The organism is Prescottella sp. GW823-FHT02E09, from assembly GCF_058797375.1.
In genome coordinates this window covers 151,744-171,057 of record NZ_JBXAJP010000007.1, presented here as the reverse complement: position 1 = coordinate 171,057, position 19,314 = coordinate 151,744, and the positions used below count along the sequence as shown (strand labels likewise).

General features: G+C 69.0%; 16 protein-coding genes. 6 read left to right on the top strand and 10 right to left on the bottom strand.

Annotated features, from left to right (window positions below; translation table 11 throughout):
* The first annotated feature begins 34 nt into the window (after positions 1-34).
* Positions 35-985 carry a cation diffusion facilitator family transporter gene (locus AC1RIF_RS19065; protein WP_492602934.1) on the top strand — a complete coding sequence of 317 codons (951 nt, stop codon included), beginning with the start codon at positions 35-37 and terminating at the stop codon, positions 983-985.
* Between the two features lie 96 nt (positions 986-1,081).
* Complete coding sequence (locus AC1RIF_RS19060; RefSeq protein ID WP_492602933.1) at positions 1,082-3,076, top strand: APC family permease; 1,995 nt, start codon at positions 1,082-1,084, stop codon at positions 3,074-3,076.
* A gap of 64 nt (positions 3,077-3,140) precedes the next feature.
* On the opposite strand, the gene AC1RIF_RS19055 is transcribed toward AC1RIF_RS19060, so the two are convergent.
* From AC1RIF_RS19055 to AC1RIF_RS19020, 8 genes are all read right to left on the bottom strand, one after another.
* Positions 3,141-3,758 (bottom strand): hypothetical protein, encoded by a 618-nt coding sequence (locus AC1RIF_RS19055; RefSeq protein WP_492602932.1) that lies wholly within the window; start codon positions 3,756-3,758, stop codon positions 3,141-3,143.
* Positions 3,759-3,938: 180 nt separating this feature from the next.
* Positions 3,939-4,793, bottom strand: a complete 855-nt coding sequence (locus AC1RIF_RS19050) for an SDR family oxidoreductase (protein ID WP_492602931.1) — start codon at positions 4,791-4,793, stop codon at positions 3,939-3,941.
* A 156-nt stretch (positions 4,794-4,949) separates the two neighbouring features.
* Positions 4,950-5,528, bottom strand: a complete 579-nt coding sequence (epsC, locus tag AC1RIF_RS19045; protein ID WP_492602930.1) for a serine O-acetyltransferase EpsC — start codon at positions 5,526-5,528, stop codon at positions 4,950-4,952.
* Between the two features lie 5 nt (positions 5,529-5,533).
* Positions 5,534-6,466 (bottom strand): cysteine synthase A, encoded by a 933-nt coding sequence (gene cysK / locus AC1RIF_RS19040; RefSeq protein ID WP_492602929.1) that lies wholly within the window; start codon positions 6,464-6,466, stop codon positions 5,534-5,536.
* A 235-nt stretch (positions 6,467-6,701) separates the two neighbouring features.
* Entirely contained in the window at positions 6,702-8,531 is a 1,830-nt protein-coding gene (locus AC1RIF_RS19035) for a phosphoenolpyruvate carboxykinase (GTP) (RefSeq protein ID WP_492602928.1), read from the bottom strand.
* 296 nt (positions 8,532-8,827) lie between these two features.
* The gene (locus tag AC1RIF_RS19030; protein ID WP_492602927.1) at positions 8,828-9,133 is read right to left on the bottom strand and encodes a DUF6802 family protein; all 306 of its coding nucleotides are present in this window, start codon (positions 9,131-9,133) and stop codon (positions 8,828-8,830) included.
* 35 nt (positions 9,134-9,168) lie between these two features.
* The gene (locus AC1RIF_RS19025) at positions 9,169-10,605 is read right to left on the bottom strand and encodes a hypothetical protein (RefSeq protein WP_492602926.1); all 1,437 of its coding nucleotides are present in this window, start codon (positions 10,603-10,605) and stop codon (positions 9,169-9,171) included.
* A complete protein-coding gene (locus AC1RIF_RS19020; RefSeq protein WP_492602925.1) occupies positions 10,602-11,324 on the bottom strand; it encodes a hypothetical protein in 723 nt (240 codons plus the stop codon). Before AC1RIF_RS19020 ends, AC1RIF_RS19025 begins: the two co-directional genes overlap by 4 nt.
* Positions 11,325-11,525: 201 nt before the next feature.
* Here AC1RIF_RS19020 and trmB point away from each other — a divergent pair, with 201 nt between their 5' ends.
* The 3 genes from trmB to AC1RIF_RS19005 are packed head-to-tail and all read left to right on the top strand — an operon-like array spanning position 11,526 to position 15,732.
* A complete protein-coding gene (gene trmB, locus AC1RIF_RS19015; protein WP_492603142.1) occupies positions 11,526-12,320 on the top strand; it encodes a tRNA (guanosine(46)-N7)-methyltransferase TrmB in 795 nt (264 codons plus the stop codon).
* Positions 12,317-12,994, top strand: coding sequence for an NYN domain-containing protein (locus AC1RIF_RS19010; RefSeq protein WP_492602924.1), 678 nt, complete (start codon positions 12,317-12,319; stop codon positions 12,992-12,994). The genes trmB and AC1RIF_RS19010 overlap by 4 nt, the downstream gene beginning before the upstream one ends.
* A gap of 11 nt (positions 12,995-13,005) precedes the next feature.
* Positions 13,006-15,732 carry an MMPL family transporter gene (locus AC1RIF_RS19005; protein ID WP_492602923.1) on the top strand — a complete coding sequence of 909 codons (2,727 nt, stop codon included), beginning with the start codon at positions 13,006-13,008 and terminating at the stop codon, positions 15,730-15,732.
* A gap of 3 nt (positions 15,733-15,735) precedes the next feature.
* Here AC1RIF_RS19005 and AC1RIF_RS19000 read toward each other — a convergent pair whose 3' ends face one another.
* Both AC1RIF_RS19000 and AC1RIF_RS18995 read right to left on the bottom strand, forming a co-directional pair.
* Positions 15,736-16,416 (bottom strand): DUF1707 SHOCT-like domain-containing protein, encoded by a 681-nt coding sequence (locus tag AC1RIF_RS19000; RefSeq protein WP_492602922.1) that lies wholly within the window; start codon positions 16,414-16,416, stop codon positions 15,736-15,738.
* Between the two features lie 17 nt (positions 16,417-16,433).
* Entirely contained in the window at positions 16,434-17,624 is a 1,191-nt protein-coding gene (locus AC1RIF_RS18995) for an AI-2E family transporter (protein WP_492603141.1), read from the bottom strand.
* A 215-nt stretch (positions 17,625-17,839) separates the two neighbouring features.
* Here AC1RIF_RS18995 and AC1RIF_RS18990 point away from each other — a divergent pair, with 215 nt between their 5' ends.
* Positions 17,840-19,297 carry an adenylate/guanylate cyclase domain-containing protein gene (locus AC1RIF_RS18990; RefSeq protein WP_492602921.1) on the top strand — a complete coding sequence of 486 codons (1,458 nt, stop codon included), beginning with the start codon at positions 17,840-17,842 and terminating at the stop codon, positions 19,295-19,297.
* Positions 19,298-19,314 lie beyond the last annotated feature (17 nt).

The following is a 19,314-nucleotide window of genomic DNA, read 5'->3' as shown; positions in this document are numbered from 1 at the left end:
GGCAGGCCGCGTTCCCCACGCCTAGCCTGAGGCGATGGCGACCTCTCCTCCGAGCCCGTCCGGCGAGAGCACCCTCACCGTCGTGGTGGCGTTCGTCGCGAATGCGCTGATCGCGGTGGCGAAATCGGTGGCAGCGGTGCTCACCGGATCCGCGTCGATGGTCGCCGAGGCGACGCACTCGTGGGCCGACACCGGCAACGAGATCCTGCTGCTGGTGGCCGACCGTCGCGCCCGCAAGGACCCCGACCGTGAGCACCCGCTGGGCTTCGGCCGGGAGGCGTACATCTGGTCGCTGTTCGCGGCGCTCGGTCTGTTCGCGGTCGGCGCCGGCGTCTCGATCACCCACGGCATCCAGGAGCTGGTGCATCCCGCGCCGGCATCGGACTTCGGGGTCGCCTATGCGGTGCTGGGGATCGCGTTCGTACTCGAGGCCATCTCTTTCCGGCAGGCGTTCAAGCAGCTGCGAGGCGAGGCACACGACGCGCACCGCGAGGTCCTCGAACACGCCCTGCTGACGTCGGATCCGACGGTGCGCGCGGTGTTCGCCGAGGACGCGGCCGCACTGATCGGCCTGGTCATCGCTTTCGCCGGCGTGCTCGCCCACCAACTGACCGGATCGCCGATCCCCGACGCGATCGGGTCCATCGCCGTCGGCGTGCTGCTCGGCGTGATCGCGATCGTCCTGCTCGACCGCAACCGTCGATTCCTCGTCGGCGAACCCGGCACCCCGGAACTGCGTGTCCAGGCGGTCGCGAAACTGCTGAGCTACCCCGAGGTGGAGCGGGTGACGTACGTGCGGATGGAGTTCCTGGGACCGCACCAGGTGTACCTGGTGGCCAGCGTCGACCTGACCGGCGACTACGCCGAGTCCCGTGTCGCGCACACCCTGCGCGACCTCGAGAACCGGATCACCTCCGAGACCGCCGCCGTCCGGAAGGCCGTGCTCACGCTCTCGACGTCGGAGGAACCGAGCCTGTCGGTGTGATCGTCTGCCGCCTGTCCGCGACGCGAGGCGAGTAGAACTGAAGGGGCGTCGGCCGATACGGACCCGGAAACACCCCGGAAAACCCCCGGAGCACCCATGGACCCTCCCGCCAGTTCGGCCCCCCGGGAGGCCGGTGCGAGCGGAACGTTCGAGCCGGTCCTGCCCGAGAGGCTCAGCTACCGCATCAAGTGCCGGCTCCTGGGGCCGCCACTGACCACCGCGCGACTGCACCAGGAGCGGCTGTCCAAGACCACCGCGCTCGGGGTGCTCTCGCCCGACTGCATCTCGTCGTCCGCGTACGGCCCGGAGCAGGTGCTCATCGAGTTGCTGCCGTTCGCGGCGCTGGCCGCGTTCACACTGCTGCTGCCGATCACCGGCGTCGTCCTCGTCATCCTGATCCTGCTGACGCTCTCGTACCGGCAGGTGGTGATGCTCTACACCCACGCCGGAGGCTCGTACGTCGTCGCGCGGGACAACTTCGGCCCCAAGACCGCGCAGGTCGCGGCGGTCGCACTGCTCATCGACTACGTGGTGACGGTCGCTGTGCAGTCGGCCGCCGGGACCGTCGCGGTGGTGTCGGCGGTCCCCGCGCTGGGACCGTACAGCCTCGAGATCACCGTCGGTGCGGTGCTGCTCCTCGCGTACGGCAACCTGCGCGGCCTCAAGGAGGCGGGACGCGCGTTCGCCTTCCCGATGTACTTCTTCGCGGTGTCGATCGGGATCGTCATCGTCGTCGGGGTGATCCAGGCCCTCACCGGCAATCTGGACCGGATCGATCCCACCACGCTCGACGGCACCGTCGAGATCGCCCACGGCGAAGGGTTGGTGATGGGGGCGACGGTGCTGGTGATCCTGCGGGCCTTCGCGAACGGCGGCACGTCACTGACCGGGTTGGAGGCGATCAGCAACGGTGTCAGCGCCTTCCAGAAACCGGAGGGTCCCAACGCTCGACGCGCGTTGGTGATCATGGCGTCGATCCTCGCGTTCCTCGTCGCCGGCGTCGCCCTGCTCGCCTATCTCACGCACGCCACCCCGTACGCCGCCGGGTACCCGTCGGTGATCAGCCAGGAGGCGCGGATCGTCTTCGGCTCGGGCACGCTCGGCAATGTCCTGTTCGTCGTCGTGCAGACGGCGACCGCGCTGATCCTGTTCACCGGCGCGAACACCAGCTTCAACGGCTTCCCGTTCCTGGCCAGCTTCGTCGCCGACGACGCCTTCCTGCCGCGCCAGTTGCGGCGCCGCGGGCACCGCCTGGTGTTCTCCAACGCGATCATCGTGCTCACCGCCGTCGCCGTCGTCCTGTTGATCGTGACCGACGCCAAGGTCAACGCGCTCGTCCCGTTCTATGCGATCGGCGTGTTCACCGGGTTCACGATGGCGGGCCTCGGCATGGCCCGGCACCACCAGAAGACCCGCGGTCCGCACTGGCGGCGAGGGTTCGCGATCAACCTCGCCGCGGGCATCACGTCGATGATCGTTGTCGCGATCTTCGCGATCGCGAAGTTCACCGAGGGCGCGTGGGTCGTGGTGATCGTGTTCCCGATCCTGGTGCTGCTGCTGATCCGGCTCAACCGCGAGTACCGCGACGAGGCCGCCGAACTCCGCGAACTCGGCGACGCCGAGGCCGACACGGAGGCCGTGTACTCGCACCACATCGTCATCGTCCTGGTCGACGCCCTCGACCTCGCCACGATCGAAGCACTGCGTTACGGGCGCAGCCTGCGGCCCAGCGAACTGCGCGCCGTGCACTTCGTCCTCGACAGCGCACACGCCGCGCATCTGAAACGACAGTGGGAGAACAGCGATCTCGTGGTACCCCTCGAACTCGTCGAATGCCCGGACCGTCGCCTCAACCACGGTGTCCTCGAGATGATCGCCCGCGCCACCGCGCCCCGCACCGAGATCAGTGTGCTGCTGCCACGCCGGATCTACGGCTCGCCCCTCGGCCGCGTCCTCCACGACCACACCGCCGACCGCATCGCCAAAGCCATCAGCGACGTCCCCCACGCCGTCGCGATCATCGTCCCGTTCGACGCGTCCAGCCGCGCCGGCGTCCTCCGGTCCCCGCCGCCTCCGCCCCCGAACAGCTGAAGGGTCCCTTCACTCGCTGTCAGCGAACGAAGGGACCCTTCAGGATTCGTGAAACCGGGCAGAACTAGCTAGCGCCGCCTGCGGCTCCGGCGAGCGACCCGAGCAGCGGGAGCAGGTTCGCGCTGCCGACCCCGGCCTCGAGTGCCGTGCTACCGAATGCCATTGCCGGAGAAAGGCTCCCGAGGCCGCCCGGCACGATCACGGGCACCATCGACACGCCGACGTCGCTCGGGTTCAGGATCGAATTCCACCCGCCGCAGGTACCCAGATAGATATAGACACCGTTGTCGACCTGGACGGTCTTGGTATCGGTGTTCGGTCCGGGGCTGAGCAGGTTGTTGCTCGCGGAGGGTCCCACGCGCAGACCGGGCGACAACATGATCTCGACGAGCTTGCCGAAATCCTTGTTGTTGTACGCGACGAATGCCTCGAGGCCCTTCGCACCGTCGAGCAGTGCCGAGGTGCAGCTGGTTTCACTGAACGCACCCGACGCCTTCTTCGGGTTCGTCAGCGTGAGTTCGAGGTTCTTGCCGCCGAAGTCGCCCTGCTCGACCCTCAACGTAGGACCGTCGTACCGTTCGGCGGCCGCCGCCGTACCGGTCCCGGTCAGTGCGAGACCGGCAACCATGGCCGTCGACGCAACCACTCCCACAGCAGCCTTCTTCATCCCGCGAAGCTTCACGTTTCCTCCAGTTCACGATGTGACGCCAACCGAACTCGCTTCGGTCCGAGACCGAACAAGATCAGCGCACTGATCGTCCCACGCCACGATCACCGAACCACATCGCGCCGCGTCGGGACCCCGAAAGAGCTGAAGGGGCCCGTCACGCCCGCCCAGCGCATGACGGGCCCCTTCAGCTGATCACCGGGAGCCGGGATGCCGCAGGAACCGCGTCAGGTAGCGCACGATGCGCGTCACCGGGACCGGCCGAGGCCACGAATCCGCGCGGAAGTAGGCATCTGATCCGCCGTCGACGAAAATGACACTCCCACAGAGGAAGTCCGCGGCGTCCGAGAGCATGAACACAACCCAGTCCCCGAGTTGCCCCGCATCGCCGAAGCCGCCGACCGGCACGGGGAAGCGTCGGACCGTCTTCGCCTCCGCCGGTGTCGCGAGTTGCTTCTCGAGCAACGGGGTCATGATCGCACCCGGGGCGAGGACGTTGAGCCGGATCCCGGCTCCGGCCCACCCCGCGCCCGTCGCGTGCCGGCGAACCCACCGGGTGACAGCGATTTTCGATCCGGCGTAGAGGATCGGTGCGGAGCCCTTCCCGAACCAGCGCACCGACCGCACCGCTCCGTCCACATCACCGGACAGGAAGGCGTTGACCGTACGTCGCGGCACCGCGGGCGTCACTGTCGTCGAATTGCTTCCGAACACAACCACTTTGGCATCGCCCGACGCAGCCAGGGCAGCGCGCCACCCGTCGAGCAGTTCGACGACACCCAGATAGTTCACGGCACCGATCAGGGGCAGCCGGTCGGCGCCGGGCGCCGGGCCCACTCCCGCGGCGAGCACCGCACCGTCGAGCCTGCCTCCGGACCGCGACAACACTTCCCGCACAGCGCGACTACGCCCCGCGACGGTCGACAGATCGGCGACCACCTCGGCCCCGGCGAGATCGACACCGATCACGGTGTGCCCCGCGGCCGTCAGCCTGTCCACCACCGCACGCCCCATGCCCGACGCCGAACCGCTGACCGCATAGACGCCCACGGACGCCCTCCCCACCCGACGGCTCACCGGTACCGAGGACCGTCCTCGGCGGGGCCGTCGCCAAGATCGACACGGTACGCGGACGCCCGGGAAAGCTGAAGGGTCCCTTCAGTCGCTGTCAGCGCATGAAGGGACCCTTCAGCTGGGTAGCCGAGCTCAGATGTACATGGCCGGATCGATGTACGACGTCGGATCGACCAGTTGCTCGTGGCTCTTGCGCTGCCGCACCGATGCCGGGATGCCCGTCGCGATGGCGTCGGCGGGGACGTCGCGGGTCACGACGGCGTTGGCGCCGATCGCGCTGTCGTCACCGATCACCACCGGGCCCAGTACCTTCGCGCCGGCGCCGATGGTGACGCGGTTGCCGATCGTGGGGTGCCGCTTGGTCTTCGCGAGCGAGCGCCCACCGAGCGTGACGCCGTGGTAGATCATCACGTCGTCGCCGATCTCGGTGGTCTCGCCGATCACGACACCCATGCCGTGGTCGATGAAGAACCGCCGCCCGATGGTGGCGCCCGGGTGGATCTCCACGCCCGTGAGGAACCTGGTGAACTGGGCCAGCATCCGGGCCGGGCCGCGCAGTGCGGGCTTGGCCCACATGCGATGCGCCACCCGGTGCGACCAGATGGCGTGCAGGCCCGAGTACACGACGGCGTTCTCGGCGTTGCTGCGCGCGGCCGGATCCTGGCCCCTTGCTGCCTGGAGATCCTCCCGGATCGTGCGCAGGACACTCACAATGCTCAGCCTCGGATGTGCTCGAAGAGCGGGGTGGAGATGTAGCGCTCACCGAAGTCCGGCACGACGACGACGATGGTCTTGCCGGCGTTCTCGGGACGCTTGGCCAGCTCGAGCGCGGCCCACACGTTGGCGCCCGACGAGATGCCGCCGAGGATGCCCTCGTCGGTGCCGAGGCTGCGGGCGACGCGGACGGCGTCGTCGAACTCGACGTCGATGATCTCGTCGTAGATCTCCCGATCGAGGACCTCGGGCACGAAGTTCGCGCCGATGCCCTGGATCTTGTGCGGACCGGGCTGGCCGCCGTTGAGGATCGGCGAGTCGGCCGGCTCGACGCCGACGATCGTGACCTCGGGCTTGTACTTGCGCAGCGTGCGGCCGGTGCCGGTCAGGGTGCCGCCGGTGCCGATCCCGGCAACGAAGATGTCGACGTCGCCGTCGGTGTCGGCCCAGATCTCCTCGCCGGTGGTGCGCGCGTGGATCTCGGGGTTGGCGGCGTTCGCGAACTGCCGTGCCAGGACGGCGTTCTCGGTCTGCGCGACGAGCTCCTCGGCCTTCTTCACCGCGCCGGCCATGCCCTCGGCGCCGGGAGTGAGGACGATCTCGGCGCCGAACGCGCGCAGCATGACGCGACGCTCGGTCGACATCGTCTCCGGCATCGTCAGAACGACCTTGTAGCCGCGGGCCGCGCCGACCATCGCGAGCGCGATGCCGGTGTTGCCGGACGTGCCCTCGACGATGGTGCCGCCGGGCTTCAGCTCACCGGATGCCTCCGCGGCGTCGATGATCGCGACACCGATGCGATCCTTGACGCTGCTGGCCGGGTTGTAGAACTCGAGCTTCGCGACCACCTGGGCGCCGAGGCCCTCGGTGAGACGGTTCAGGCGCACCAGTGGGGTGCGTCCGACGAGCTCGGTGACGTTGTTGTAGATCCCCATGCCGGATCCTCCTCGTGGCCACGTCGGCAGCCTGGTCGGTGTCGGTTGCTGTCAGGTTGGTTCATTGCACCATCCTGCCGTGAACGGAACTCCACCGGGTCCGCACAGGTACGAACGTATACGCACGTCGACACTATCCGGTGCGGCATCCTTCCACCATCACCCCCTGAAACGCCGAATGTCACATCGGTTCAGTCGAACTGAACCGATGTGACATTCGGTCGAAGCGGGGAGATCAGCCCAGGCGCTGCTTCAGGGCCTCGAACTCGTCGCGGACGCCCGACGGAACCTTCTCGCCGAGGAACTCGAGCCACTCCTCGATGAGCGGGATCTCGGCCTTCCACTCGTCGACGTTCACCGTCAGGGCCTCGTCGACATCCGCGGCCTCGACGTCCAGGCCGTCGAGCGTGAGGTCGGCGGCGGTCGGGACGTAGCCGATCGGGGTGCTGACGGCGTCGGCCTTGTGCTCGATGCGGTCGATGATCCACTTCAGCACGCGGGAGTTCTCGCCGAAACCGGGCCACAGGAAGCGGCCGTCGTCGCCACGACGGAACCAGTTCACGTAGAAGATCTTGGGGAGCTTCTCCGAGTCGGCGTTCTTGCCGAGGTTGATCCAGTGGTTCAGGTAGTCGCCGGCGTTGTAGCCGAGGAACGGCAGCATCGCCATCGGGTCGCGGCGCACGGCGCCGACCTTGCCCTCGGCGGCCGCGGTCTGCTCGGACGACAGCGTCGCGCCGAGGAAGGTGCCGTGCTGCCAGTCGAAGGACTCGCTGACCAGCGGAACCGTGGTCTTACGACGTCCGCCGAACAGGATCGCCGAGATCGGCACACCCTGCGGGTCGTCCCACTCGGGAGCCAGGATCGGGCACTGCGACATCGGGGTGCAGTAACGCGAGTTCGGATGGGCAGCGTTGGTGCCGGACTCGGGGGTCCAGTCGTTGCCCTTCCAATCGATCAGGTGCTCGGGGGTGTCCTCGAGACCCTCCCACCACACGTCACCGTCGTCGGTCAGGCCGACGTTGGTGTACAGGGTGTTGCCCGCCTCGACCGTCTTCATGGCGTTGGGGTTGGAGCCGTGGTTGGTGCCCGGCGCGACGCCGAAGAAACCGAACTCCGGGTTGACGGCGTACAGGCGGCCGTCCTCACCGAAGCGCATCCACGCGATGTCGTCACCGAGGGTCTCGGCACGCCAGCCCGGGATGGTCGGCTGGATCATCGCGAGGTTGGTCTTGCCACATGCCGACGGGAACGCGGCGGCGACGTAGTAGGCCTTGTCCTCGGGCGAGATCAGCTTGAGGATCAGCATGTGCTCGGCCAGCCAGCCCTCGTCGTGCGCCATCGCGGAGGCGATGCGCAGCGAGTAGCACTTCTTGCCCAGCAGTGCGTTGCCGCCGTAGCCGGAGCCGTAGCTCCAGATCTCGCGGTCCTCGGGGAAGTGGGTGATGTACTTGGTGTCGTTGCACGGCCACGGGACGTCTGCCTGACCCTCGGCGAGCGGTGCGCCCACGGAGTGCAGTGCCTTCACGAACGGGCGGTCGGTGCCCATCTTCTCGAGCGCGGCCTTGCCCATGCGGGTCATGATGCGCATCGAGACGACGACGTACTCGGAGTCGGTGATCTCGACGCCCAGCTTCGGGTCGTCGGCGCCGAGGGGGCCCATGCAGAACGGCACCACGTACATGGTGCGACCGCGCATGCTGCCGCGGTACAGGTCCGTCATCAGGGCCCGCATCTCGGTCGGGTCCATCCAGTTGTTGGTCGGGCCGGCATCGATCTGCTCCTTCGAGCAGATGTACGTGCGGGACTCGACGCGCGCAACGTCGGACGGGTCGGAGTTGCCGAGGAACGAGTTCGGCTTCTTCTCCTCGTTGAGACGGGTGAACGTCCCGGCCTCGACGAGCTGATCGGTCAGGCGCTCCCACTCCTCGTCGGAGCCGTCCGCGAAGACGACCCGGTCGGGCTGGGTCAGCTCGGCAACCTCTTGCACCCAGGCGAGCAGCTCGCTGTGCTCAGTGGGGGGCGTGCCGTCAGTTCCGTTCAGACCGGGGATGGTCGCTGAGGTCATCAAACTCTCCTGGGGTGGGGCCGGGAACCGATCCAACCACGTCAGCCCCGCACATGACGGGGCTGAGAGGTAAGCCGAACCGATTTCCCCCTCTCGGCGGGGTGCAGCCCGCCCACTCCGCCGCTGCTCACGTACGTCACCGTGGACAACGAACGAAGGACACGGGTGCCGGGTGTCCTAGCTATAGAGGTTAACGCCGCGCGTCCAGCTTGGGGGAACCGGGTGTCGTCGGTTCGGTCACAGGAACGATTCAGACGCCGACGGGATCCGGCCGTGGCGACGGGCCTGCGTGTTCGCTACCCGCCGAGGGTCCCTTCGTCGGTGCGTTCCCACCGCTCACCGCCGTCCGCGTCCCGATGGAATTCCCAGGACGAGTAGTCGCCGTGGCCGCCGACGATGGTCAGGTGGTCGGCGTCGCCGTCACCGTCCAGATCGGTCGCGACGATCATCGCGTCGTCGACTTCGAAGGTCTGGGTGTCGAGGATGCCGTCACCGTCGATGTCGTGCGCGAGCCCCGTCAGGTGCACCACACCCGAGTCGGCCCCGAACGAGTCCGGATCGACGTCCGGCTGGATTCCCGTCACATCGTCGGTGCTGATCATGATGCCTCCCACTGGTCGTGCCACTACAACTGTGGCTACGACGTTGGACGCACCGCGACCCCACCCGGTTCCACCGCGTTCGTCGGCGCCCCGAGTGCGTCGAGCACCCGGAGGAGGGCGGCATGGTCCCGCTCGCACGACGCGAGCCGGCCGCTGCGTTCCGTCGCGAGGCGTCGCACCTCGACGTCGAGGGCCGCCAACTCCTCGTCGGTGGCGACGGTGGCGGCGCGACTGTCCGCGACGATGCGGGCACCCACCGCGGCCTCGGTCTCGAGGATCCGGCCCAGCACCCGCTGTTCCAGCTCGGACCGCAGCTGCGCGGTGGTGTCCGACGCCCACTGCCGCAGGTGCGCCCGGTCCGCGACCAGGCGCCGGGACCGGGCGAGCCACCAGGCCGCGGCGCCACCGAGTGCGAGGGCGAGAGGGATGGTCGCGATGTCGAGCGCCGGCACCATCGAGATCGGCGCCACCGCGAGACGTCCGAGGCCCACGCCCGCCGATGCGCCGACGACGACCATCATCCCGTCCTCGACACCGCGGTGACGCGGCTCCGGTCCCGGCGGCGGGGTCGCCGGCCGACCCGCGACCGGCGGCGCGACGTCGGGCACCCCGGCCCGCCGGATCAGCTCGCCGAGGTGCCGCTCGACGGCGGCGTCGAACTCGGCGGTGGCCGCATCGACCAGGTCCCCCATCCGAGTCGGGAAGGCCGCCAGTTCGCGGCGTCCCGCGCGGTCGATCTCCGTCCGGGCCGCCGCCGACACCGCCCGGACACGCCCGCCGGCTTCGTGCAGCAGGTCGACGCGGGCGCGCTGGATGTCGGCCCGTAGCCGGCCGAGCCGCTCGGCCCGTCCCCCGTCCCGCTCCCTCGCTAGCCGGCTCCGGCGCGCACGCAGCGCGGAGGCGGCCTCATCACTGCCGTCGCGCAGGGCCCGCGCGGTGGCGACGATCTGTCGGCACGTCCGTTCCACCAGCGAGACCGCTCCGCGGCGCGCGTTGCGGCGGGCGGTGGTCTCCGGGTCCTCGGCGAGCGCCGCACGTACCGCCGCGGCCGACCGGTCCGGCGACGACAGGATCCGGACGTCGGCGAAGCGGGCCGAGTGCGCCCGCAGCAGCGCCTCGTCCCGCTCCCGGACCGTCTCCCGGTCCGGATGATCACCGGCGCCGCTCGATACGAAGACGACATGTTCGACGTCGTGAGCGGTCGCGTCGAGCGCGGCGAGTTCGTCCCGCCCCAGGACGGACGCCACGTCGAGCACCATCACCACGACGGCGGCGCCGTCCGGCGCGTCGATCACAGGCGCGAACGGCGCGAGGGCCTCGAGGACCGGTCCCGGGTCGATTCCCCGCACCGCGACCACGTGTACGCACCGGGCCCTGCCCCGTGCACCGTCCAGCGCACCGCGCAGATCCTCCGGGTTCCACCGCTCGACTATCCGCTGCGCGTCGGGCGGGATCCCGTCGATCCGGGTCACGGGTGCCCCGCCGGGGACCGCACGGCGTCGCGGACGCGGGCGCGACGGGCAGCCGATTCGGCCCGTCGTCGATTCGCGGGGCCGTCGGGCAGCGCTGCGGTGGCCCGGGCCGCCGCGTACACCGCCTCGTCGCCGCGCAGGTACTGCTCGACCGCATCCCGGTGCGGACCGCGGGCCGCGGCCTCCGCGAGCGCGTGCAGCAGGGTCAGGGTCCGCGCGGCCTGCGCGCCGCGGACCGTGTCGGCGACGGTGGCCACGACGTCGTCGACGCCGACGGAGGTGGTGGATGTGGCGGAGGTGTTCGGGCCGGCGACCATCGGCACGGTCCGCACCCCGGTCTCCGCGGCGCACTCGATCGCCGTACGCACCGCCACCGCCCAGGATCCGAGCGTGTCGGCCTTGCCGAGGACCGCGACGGTGACATCGCGGGGTGCGCGCCGCAGCGCCTCGACGTCGGGCGTGCGTGGAGCACCGGCCAGCACGTAGACGACGACGTCGCCGTCGAACGCGGGATCCACCGATCCGGGGGCGTCGACGGCTGTCGACTCCCCTACGTCCGTGAACCCGGCGCCCTCGAGCAGTCGGACTGTCGTGGTGCGTCCGGAACCGGCACGGCCGACGACCTGGATCCGGATCGGCTTCCGGTACTCGTCCAGCGCACGCAGCGGTGCGCCGCCGACAGCTGCGGCGAACCGGTCCAGTTGCGCCGGTTTCGGCATTCTCGGGGCTCTGTTCCCCACGACGGCTTCGTTCCCCACCGTTACCTCCCCCACCCGACCCGCTCACCCGTCCGGTCTCTGCGCCGCCGAGAATACCGACAACTACCAGCGGGAACGCCTGGATTTCGGGGTATCCCCGCCACCGAACCAGACCAAAGTGTCCATATTATCTGCCGACCGAGTCGGCCCGTGGTCGTGGACATACGTGACAATGGTCGGGTGAACGACGCCGATCAGGACGCACCCGAGATCCCGCACGACGACATCGACACCTCTGGCGCGGACTCCGCCGCCGACGAGACGACCGGTGAGTCGCGGGGGTCGCGCCTGTACCCGCGGGTGACGAGCTTCCGGTCCCGGCGCGGTTCGCTGACGGACCCGCAGCAGGGCGCGTGGGACCGGATGTGGCCGAAGATCGGCGCCGAGGTGGGCGACGAACTGCTCGACACCACGGCGTGGTTCGACCGCGAGGCCCCGCTGATCATCGAGATCGGTTCGGGAACGGGCACCGCAACGGCCGCGATGGCCAAGGCCGAGCCGCACGTGAACCTGATTGCGGTCGAGGTGTACCGGCCGGGTCTGGCGCAGTTGCTCCAGACGGTCGAGCGTGAGGACATCCCGAATGTCCGGGTGCTGCGCGGCGATGCCGTCGAGGTGCTCGAGAACATGGTCGCGCCCGAGTCCCTGACCGGCGTCCGTGTCTTCTTCCCGGACCCGTGGCCCAAGGCCCGCCACCACAAGCGCCGACTGCTGCAGGCGCCCACGTTCGCGCTGATCGCGAGCCGGTTGAAGCCGGGTGGCGTGCTGCACGTCGCGACGGATCACGCCGAGTACGCGGAAGCGATCGCGGAGGCCGGAAACGCGGAGCCGTTGCTCACCGAACTCGACTGGGAGTCGCCGATGACCCACGAGAGACCGGTCACGAAGTTCGAGGACAAGGCACACAAGGTCGGAAGCGCCATCACCGAACTCATCTGGGGGAAGATCAAGTCATGAGTCTCAGCACGCCGGACACGGCCACCAACTCCCCCGAGGGCAACGGTCGCGAGGTCCGTAACAAGCGGGTACTGCTCGTCTGGGACGCCCCCAATCTCGACATGGGCCTGGGCGCAATCCTCGGCGGTCGACCGACCGCCGCGTACCGGCCGCGGTTCGACGCGCTGGGCCGCTGGCTGCTGTCCCGTACGGCCGAGCTTTCCGCCACCGAAACGGCCGCACTCGAGCCCGAGGCAACGGTCTTCACGAACATCGCCCCTGGTAGCGCGGATGTTGTCCGCCCCTGGGTGGAGGCCTTGCGTAATGTGGGTTTCGCGGTGTTCGCCAAGCCCAAGGTGGAGGAGGACAGCGACGTCGATGCCGACATGCTCCACCACATCGAGCTCCGCCGTGGTGAGGGTCTGGCCGGTGTCATGGTCGCCTCCGCCGACGGACAGGCTTTCCGTGAGCCGTTGGAGGACATCGCAGCAACCGGCGTGCCGGTGCAGGTTCTCGGGTTCCGCGAGCACGCCAGCTGGGCGGTCTCGTCCGACATCCTGGACTTCGTCGATCTCGAGGACATTCCCGGCGTCTTCCGTGAGCCGCTGCCACGGGTGAGCCTGGAGTCCCTGCCCGACGAGGGCGCCTGGTTGCAGCCGTTCCGCCCGCTTTCCGCCCTGCTCGTCGGGCGCTGAGGAGTCCATACGTGTTTGCTCGCTGGGGAGATCTGGTCTACCGAGCCCGATTCACCGTCATCGCAGTGATGGTGGCCGGACTGTTGGCGCTGGGCGCCTACGGTTCCGGTCTCGGTGACCACCTCAGTCAGAGCGGATGGGACGACCCCGGCTCCGAGTCCGTCGCCGCGGCGAAGCTCGCGGACGGGACGTTCGGCCGGGACACCAACGGTGACGTCGTCGCGATGTACACCGCCCCCGATGGCAAGACGGTCGACGACCCGGAGTTCAGCGCGAAGGTCTCGGCCAGCCTGCAGGGCCTGCTGGAGCAACATCCCGACCAGGTGGCGAAGTTCAACGGCAGCTATTTCGCACTGCCGAACACGCCACGGCTCCCGGCGCTGGCGACAGAGGACCGCAGTCACGCGATCGCCAGCATCGCGCTGAAGGGCGACAACGACACCGCGATCACCAACAACTTCCGTGAGATCAAGGACTCGTTCGCCATCGACGGCGTCGAGGTCCAGCTCGCCGGCATGCAGCCGGTCGCGAGCGCGATCAACGACACGATGGCCAACGACATCAAACGCATGGAGATCCTCGCGATCCCGGCGGTCGCGGTGTTGTTGTTCTTCGTGTTCGGCGGCGTGGTCGCGGCGGCGCTGCCGCTGATCGTCGGCGGCCTGACGATCATCAGCGCCAACGGCATCGTGCGACTGATCACGCACTTCACCGAGGTCAACGCATTCGTCGCATCGGTCGTCTCGTTGATCGGCCTGGGTCTGGCGATCGACTACGGCCTGTTCATCGTCAGCCGGTTCCGTGAGGAACTCGGCGACGGCCGCAACACCCGCGACGCCGTGCGCCGCACCGTCATGACCGCGGGCCGCACCGTGCTGTTCTCCGCCACGATGATCGCGGTCAGCATCGGCGGCCTGATCCTGTTCCCGCAGGGCTTCCTCAAATCCGTCGCCTACGGCGCGATCGCGACGGTGCTGTTGGCGGCGTTCACCTCGGTCACGGTGCTGCCGGCGATCCTGAGCATCCTGGGCCGGCGGATCGACAAATTCGGTCTCAAACGGTTCGGCCAGATCAAATCGACCGAGGAGATCGAGTCCAGCATCTGGGGCCGTCTCACGCGCTGGGTGATGCGCAATCCGCTCAAGGTCACGATCCCCATCGTGGTCGGTCTACTGCTGCTGATCATCCCGCTGACCGGCATCAAGTTCGGCGGCATCAACGAGAACTACCTGCCGACGAACAACCCGACGCGCGTCGCGCAGGAGCAGTTCGACGAACTGTTCCCCGGCAACCGCACCGAACCGGTGAAACTGGTGATCACCGGCGCCGAAGGCGCGGAAGTCGGCCAGATCCTCAAGACCGCCAGCGGCGCGCCCGGCCTGGTCGAGAAGTTCTCGATCACCGGACCGGCGAAGGACGGCGTCCAGGTCCTCAAGGCCGGCCTGGTCGACCGCAACGACTCCGCGGAGACCATCGACTACCTGCGGGCCATGCCGATCCCGGACGGCGTGCAGGTCCTCGTCGGGGGCACCCCGGCGATCGAGCAGGACAGCATCAGCGCACTGCTCGGCAACCTGCCTCTGATGATCGTCACGGTCCTGACCATCACGACGCTGCTGATGTTCCTGGCATTCGGATCGCTCGTGCTGCCCATCAAGGCGGTGCTGATGAGCGCGCTCGGTCTCGGCGCGACCCTCGGCATCCTCACCTGGATCTTCATCGACGGCCACGGCTCGAGCCTGCTGGGCTTCACACCCGGCCCGATCACATCACCCGTCCTGGTGCTGATCGTCGCGATCATCTACGGCCTGTCCATCGACTACGAGGTGTTCCTGCTCTCCCGCATGGTCGAGGCCAGATCGCAGGGCGCGAGCACCACCGAAGCAATCCGCATCGGCACCGCCCACACCGGCCGGATCATCACCGCGGCCGCGCTGATCCTCATCGTCGTCACCGGCGCATTCGGCTTCTCCGAACTGGTGATGATGAAGTACATCGCCTACGGCATGATCTCCGCGCTCGTCATCGATGCGACGCTGATCCGCATGTTCCTGGTGCCGGCAGTGATGAAGATGCTCGGCGACGACTGCTGGTGGGCACCGGCGTGGATGAAGCGCATCCAGGAGAGGATCGGGCTCGGCGAGCCGATCCTCGACGACGAACGTCTCCCGGGCGACGTGCCCGAGTTGACGGCGACGGATGCACCGGCCGCTCGGCCGAACCCCGAGCAGGTTCACGCGATGGTCCCGGCCGCGTCGACTCGTGACGCCGACCCCCTCACGCAGCCGATCCCCCGGATCGCGACGGCCCCCCGGGCCCGTGCGGCAACGCCACGTCGCGGTTCCGCACGACCCGAGCAGCCGCAGAATCCGACCACGCCGGCGACCACCGATCCGGCCGCCGCCCCTGCCCCTGCCTCTGCCTCTGCCTCTGCCCCGAAGCCGGAGAGCCGTCGTCCGCGCCCGTCCACCTCCGACGACGACGGAGAGGTCGCGTGGCTGGCCGCGCTGCGAGCACCGAACACGGCTGCCATGCCGGTCGTGACGCCCGCTGCCGATCCCGAACCCGCATCATCCACCCCGGAGCCCGAGCCCCGGCAGGCTCCCCAGCCCCAGCCCCAGCCTCGGCACGGCGCGGACGACGAGGTGTCCGACACCGACACCGGGCGTCATCGTCGCGGTGACGGGGTCGCGGTGAGCGTCAGCGAACTCCTCGCCCGCCACCGCGACGACGACTGACCGTCAGCTGCCGAGCATCTTGCGCAACGTCGTGCCGTACGGGTGGCGTGCGGTGATCGACCCGAACCGCACCCGGCCGCGGACCACTAGGTGCAGCGGCCCGTAGGGCGGACCGGTCCGGACCTTGTTCGACACCGAACCCGCGACGGCGTCGACGTCGTTGAGGTCGACTGTCGCCTCGGTCGGAACGACCAGCGTGATCGACCCGCAGTAGTCGTCGACCGTCAGATGCACCACCTGGGTCTGCATGACGGCTTCGGTGAAGTCGAGGGTCGAGGTGCCCATCCGGGAGTCGAGGAACATGTTCGGGGGAACGTGCCAGCGACCCTTGCGGGTGATCGTCGACATGCGGCTGCGGATGACGAGGGGCTGCTGCGCCGAGTGTCCGGCGATCTGCCCGGCCGGCGGACCCGCGACCGGGACCGGCGCGGGCGGAGAACCCGGCGCCACGGGTGCCGGTGCCGTCCCGGGGTGCTGACCGGCGAGGTATGTCGGGTCGATCTGCATTCCCGGCAGATCGGCCAGCACCGCGTTGAGTTCGCCCCGGGTCTTCGCCGCGAGCGCGGTGTCCATCCGTTCGGTGAACTCGCCGAGCGAGAGCATTCCCTGCCCCACCGCACGTTGCAGCAACTCACCGACGTGTTCGCGTTCCGCGTCCGACACCCGCAGATCTCTTGCCTCCATTCCGGCAAGGATAGTTCTCAGTCGCGTGGCGTGGCGGGGCGACCGACGTCTCCGTCGTCCGGTTCGTCCGGTTCGGCCGGGAACAACGGCACCGAGGGGTCGGTATCGGCGAGGGACGCGTACGCCTCCTCCTGGTCCTCGGCGCACAGTGAGCGGACCGCCGTGTTCAGGAACGCGACGATCGGGACGGCCAGCAGACCGCCGACGATGCCGGCGAGCACGATGCCGGTGGTGATCGCGAGGACCACGGCCAGCGGATGCAGGCGGACCGCCCGGCCCAGCAGCAGCGGCTGCAGCACGTGCCCCTCGAGCTGCATGATGCCGATGATGATGCCGAGCACGATCAGCGCGGTGAGCAGGCCCTTGGTCACCAGCGCGACCAGGACCGCCAGGAAGCCGGTGACGAAGGCGCCGACGATCGGGATGAACGCGCCGATGAAGACGAGGGAGGCGAGCGGCAGGGCCAGCGGCACGCCGAGGATCGCGAGTCCGGCGCCGATACCGATCGCGTCGGCCGCGGCGACGGCGACAGTCGCCCGGGTGTAGCCGACCAGGGAGTTGAACCCCTGCCGTCCGGCGAGGCGGACGCGTCCGCGCTGGCTGTTGGGGACCAGTCGGGTGACGAACTCCCACACCTGGTCGCCGCCGTACAGGAAGAAGATGAGCGTGAACAGGGTGAGGAACGCACCGGCGAAGATCTCCCCGACGACGGTCGCGGTGGTGAGCGCGCCGCTGGTCAGCGCTTCCTGGTTGGACTGGATGGCCTTGACGACGTTGTCGCCGGCGTGCCGGATCTGGTCCTCGCTGAAGTGCAGCGGCCCCTCGGTGAGCCACTCCTGGACCGTGGTGACGCTGGCGGTGAACTGGTCACTCAGGCCGGGCAGGCCCTCGACGAACTGTTCCACGACAAACGCGAGGATCGCGCCGACGACGCCCATCGTGCCGACGACCGCGATGATCACGGCCGCGGATCGGGGCACGCCGCGGCGGTGCATCCTGTCGACGGCCGGCACCAACAGCGCCGACGCGAGCAGGGCGATCGCGACCGGGATGACGACCGTCTCGAGCTTCGAGACGACGAACCCAAGCGCGAGCAGGCCGGCGAACAGCACCAGCAGACGCCACGTCCATGCGGCACCCACCCGGACGAGCGGATGGACCGAGTCCGACGCCGGCCGTGCCGGGCCGGTCCCCGGGGCCGCGGACACCGCCGATTCCGCCGGTGCGGCGGCCTCTTCCGGCTCCTTGTCGCTCACCGCGCGAGCGTATCGGGAGGACGACCGTCGGTGGCGGCGAAACGACCGTCCGGCGCGGCAACCGTGTGCGCTGCAGGGTCGCGAAGTATGTCCCGCTAAATTATGAGGTCGTGTGGGCTTCGTACCGAGCAGTGGCGCTGACGATTCGTAGTCGTTGGCCTCTCTACATGCTCTCGATGCTCGGGGCGAACCTGATCGGCGCGGTGTTGGTGTTCGCGTTCGTCCGTTACGGCATCCCGATTCCGGAGTCTGCCGCCATCATCAACGACCACGTCCGGAACTTCGCGGTCTTCAGCATGTACCTGGTGTTCGCGGGTGCCGTCAGTCTGACGGCCGCGGCGATGATGCTGCGTTCGGTGATCCGCTGGCAGTTGCGGGGTGGCCCGCCGACGCGGAGCGAGCAGATGGCCGCGCTGCACGCGCCGCTGCGCCAGGCCATCGTGCACCTGGTGTTGTGGTTTCTGGGCGGCGTGATCTTCGTGTTCCTGACGGTCGAGGAGATGCCGCAGCTCTCCATCGCGGTGGTGGTCACGGTCTGCATGGCCGCGACGACGACGTTCGGCTTCACGTACATGCTCGGCGAGCGGATCCTGCGTCCCGTCGCGGCGCAGGCGCTCAGCGAGGGGCAGTTCGACCGGACGATGGCGCCCGGCGTCGGCACCCGGCTGGCAATGACGTGGGGGCTGGGCACGCTGATGCCGGTCATCGGCATCATCCTGCTGTGCGTCACCCAGCTCACGACCGATCTGAACTTCTCGCCGGGCGCGCTGGCGTGGGCGATCCTGCTGCTGTCGATCATGGCGATCGGGCAGGCGTTCGCGTTGTCGATGCTCACCGCCAGCCAGATCTCGGACCCGATCCGGCAGCTGCGCCGCGCGATCGAGCGGGTGCAGCGCGGCGAGACGGACGTGCGGGTGGAGGTGTTCGACGGCTCCGAGATCGGCCGCCTGCAGGTTGGCTTCAACCGGATGATGCGCGAGTCCGACGAGCGGAAGCTGCTGCGCGAGCTGTTCGGACAGCACGTCGGCGAGGACGTCGCCCGGCGTGCGCTGCAGTTCGGCACCGAGCTGGGCGGCGAGACCCGCTTCGTCGCGGTCCTGTTCGTCGACATGGTCGGTTCCACCGGTGCGGCGGCCGAGCGTCCGCCGGGCGAGGTCGTGGAGCTGCTCAACGAGTTCTTCCGGGTCATCGTGGACGTCGTGGACCGGCACAACGGTTTCGTCAACAAGTTCATGGGTGACGCGGCGCTGGCGATCTTCGGCGCCCCGCTGGACCGGCCGGACGCGCCGACCGCGGCGCTCGCGGCGGCACGCGAGCTACGGTTCGCGCTCAACGAGATCACCGGCCTCGACATCGGCATCGGGGTGTCGGCGGGCCTCGCGGTCGCCGGCAACATCGGCGCCGCGGAGCGGTTCGAGTACACGGTGATCGGCGACCCGGTGAACGAGGCGGCCCGTCTCACCGAGCTGGCGAAGCTGCGGCCGAGCCGGGTCCTCGCCTCGACCAGCGCCCTGTACTTCGCCGACGACGAGGAGCAGGCGCACTGGGAGCTGGGTGATCAGGTGCAGTTGCGCGGCCGTCGCCGCAACACACATCTGGCGTGGCCGGTGCTGTATCCGGAGTGATGTGAGCAAGCATGGTT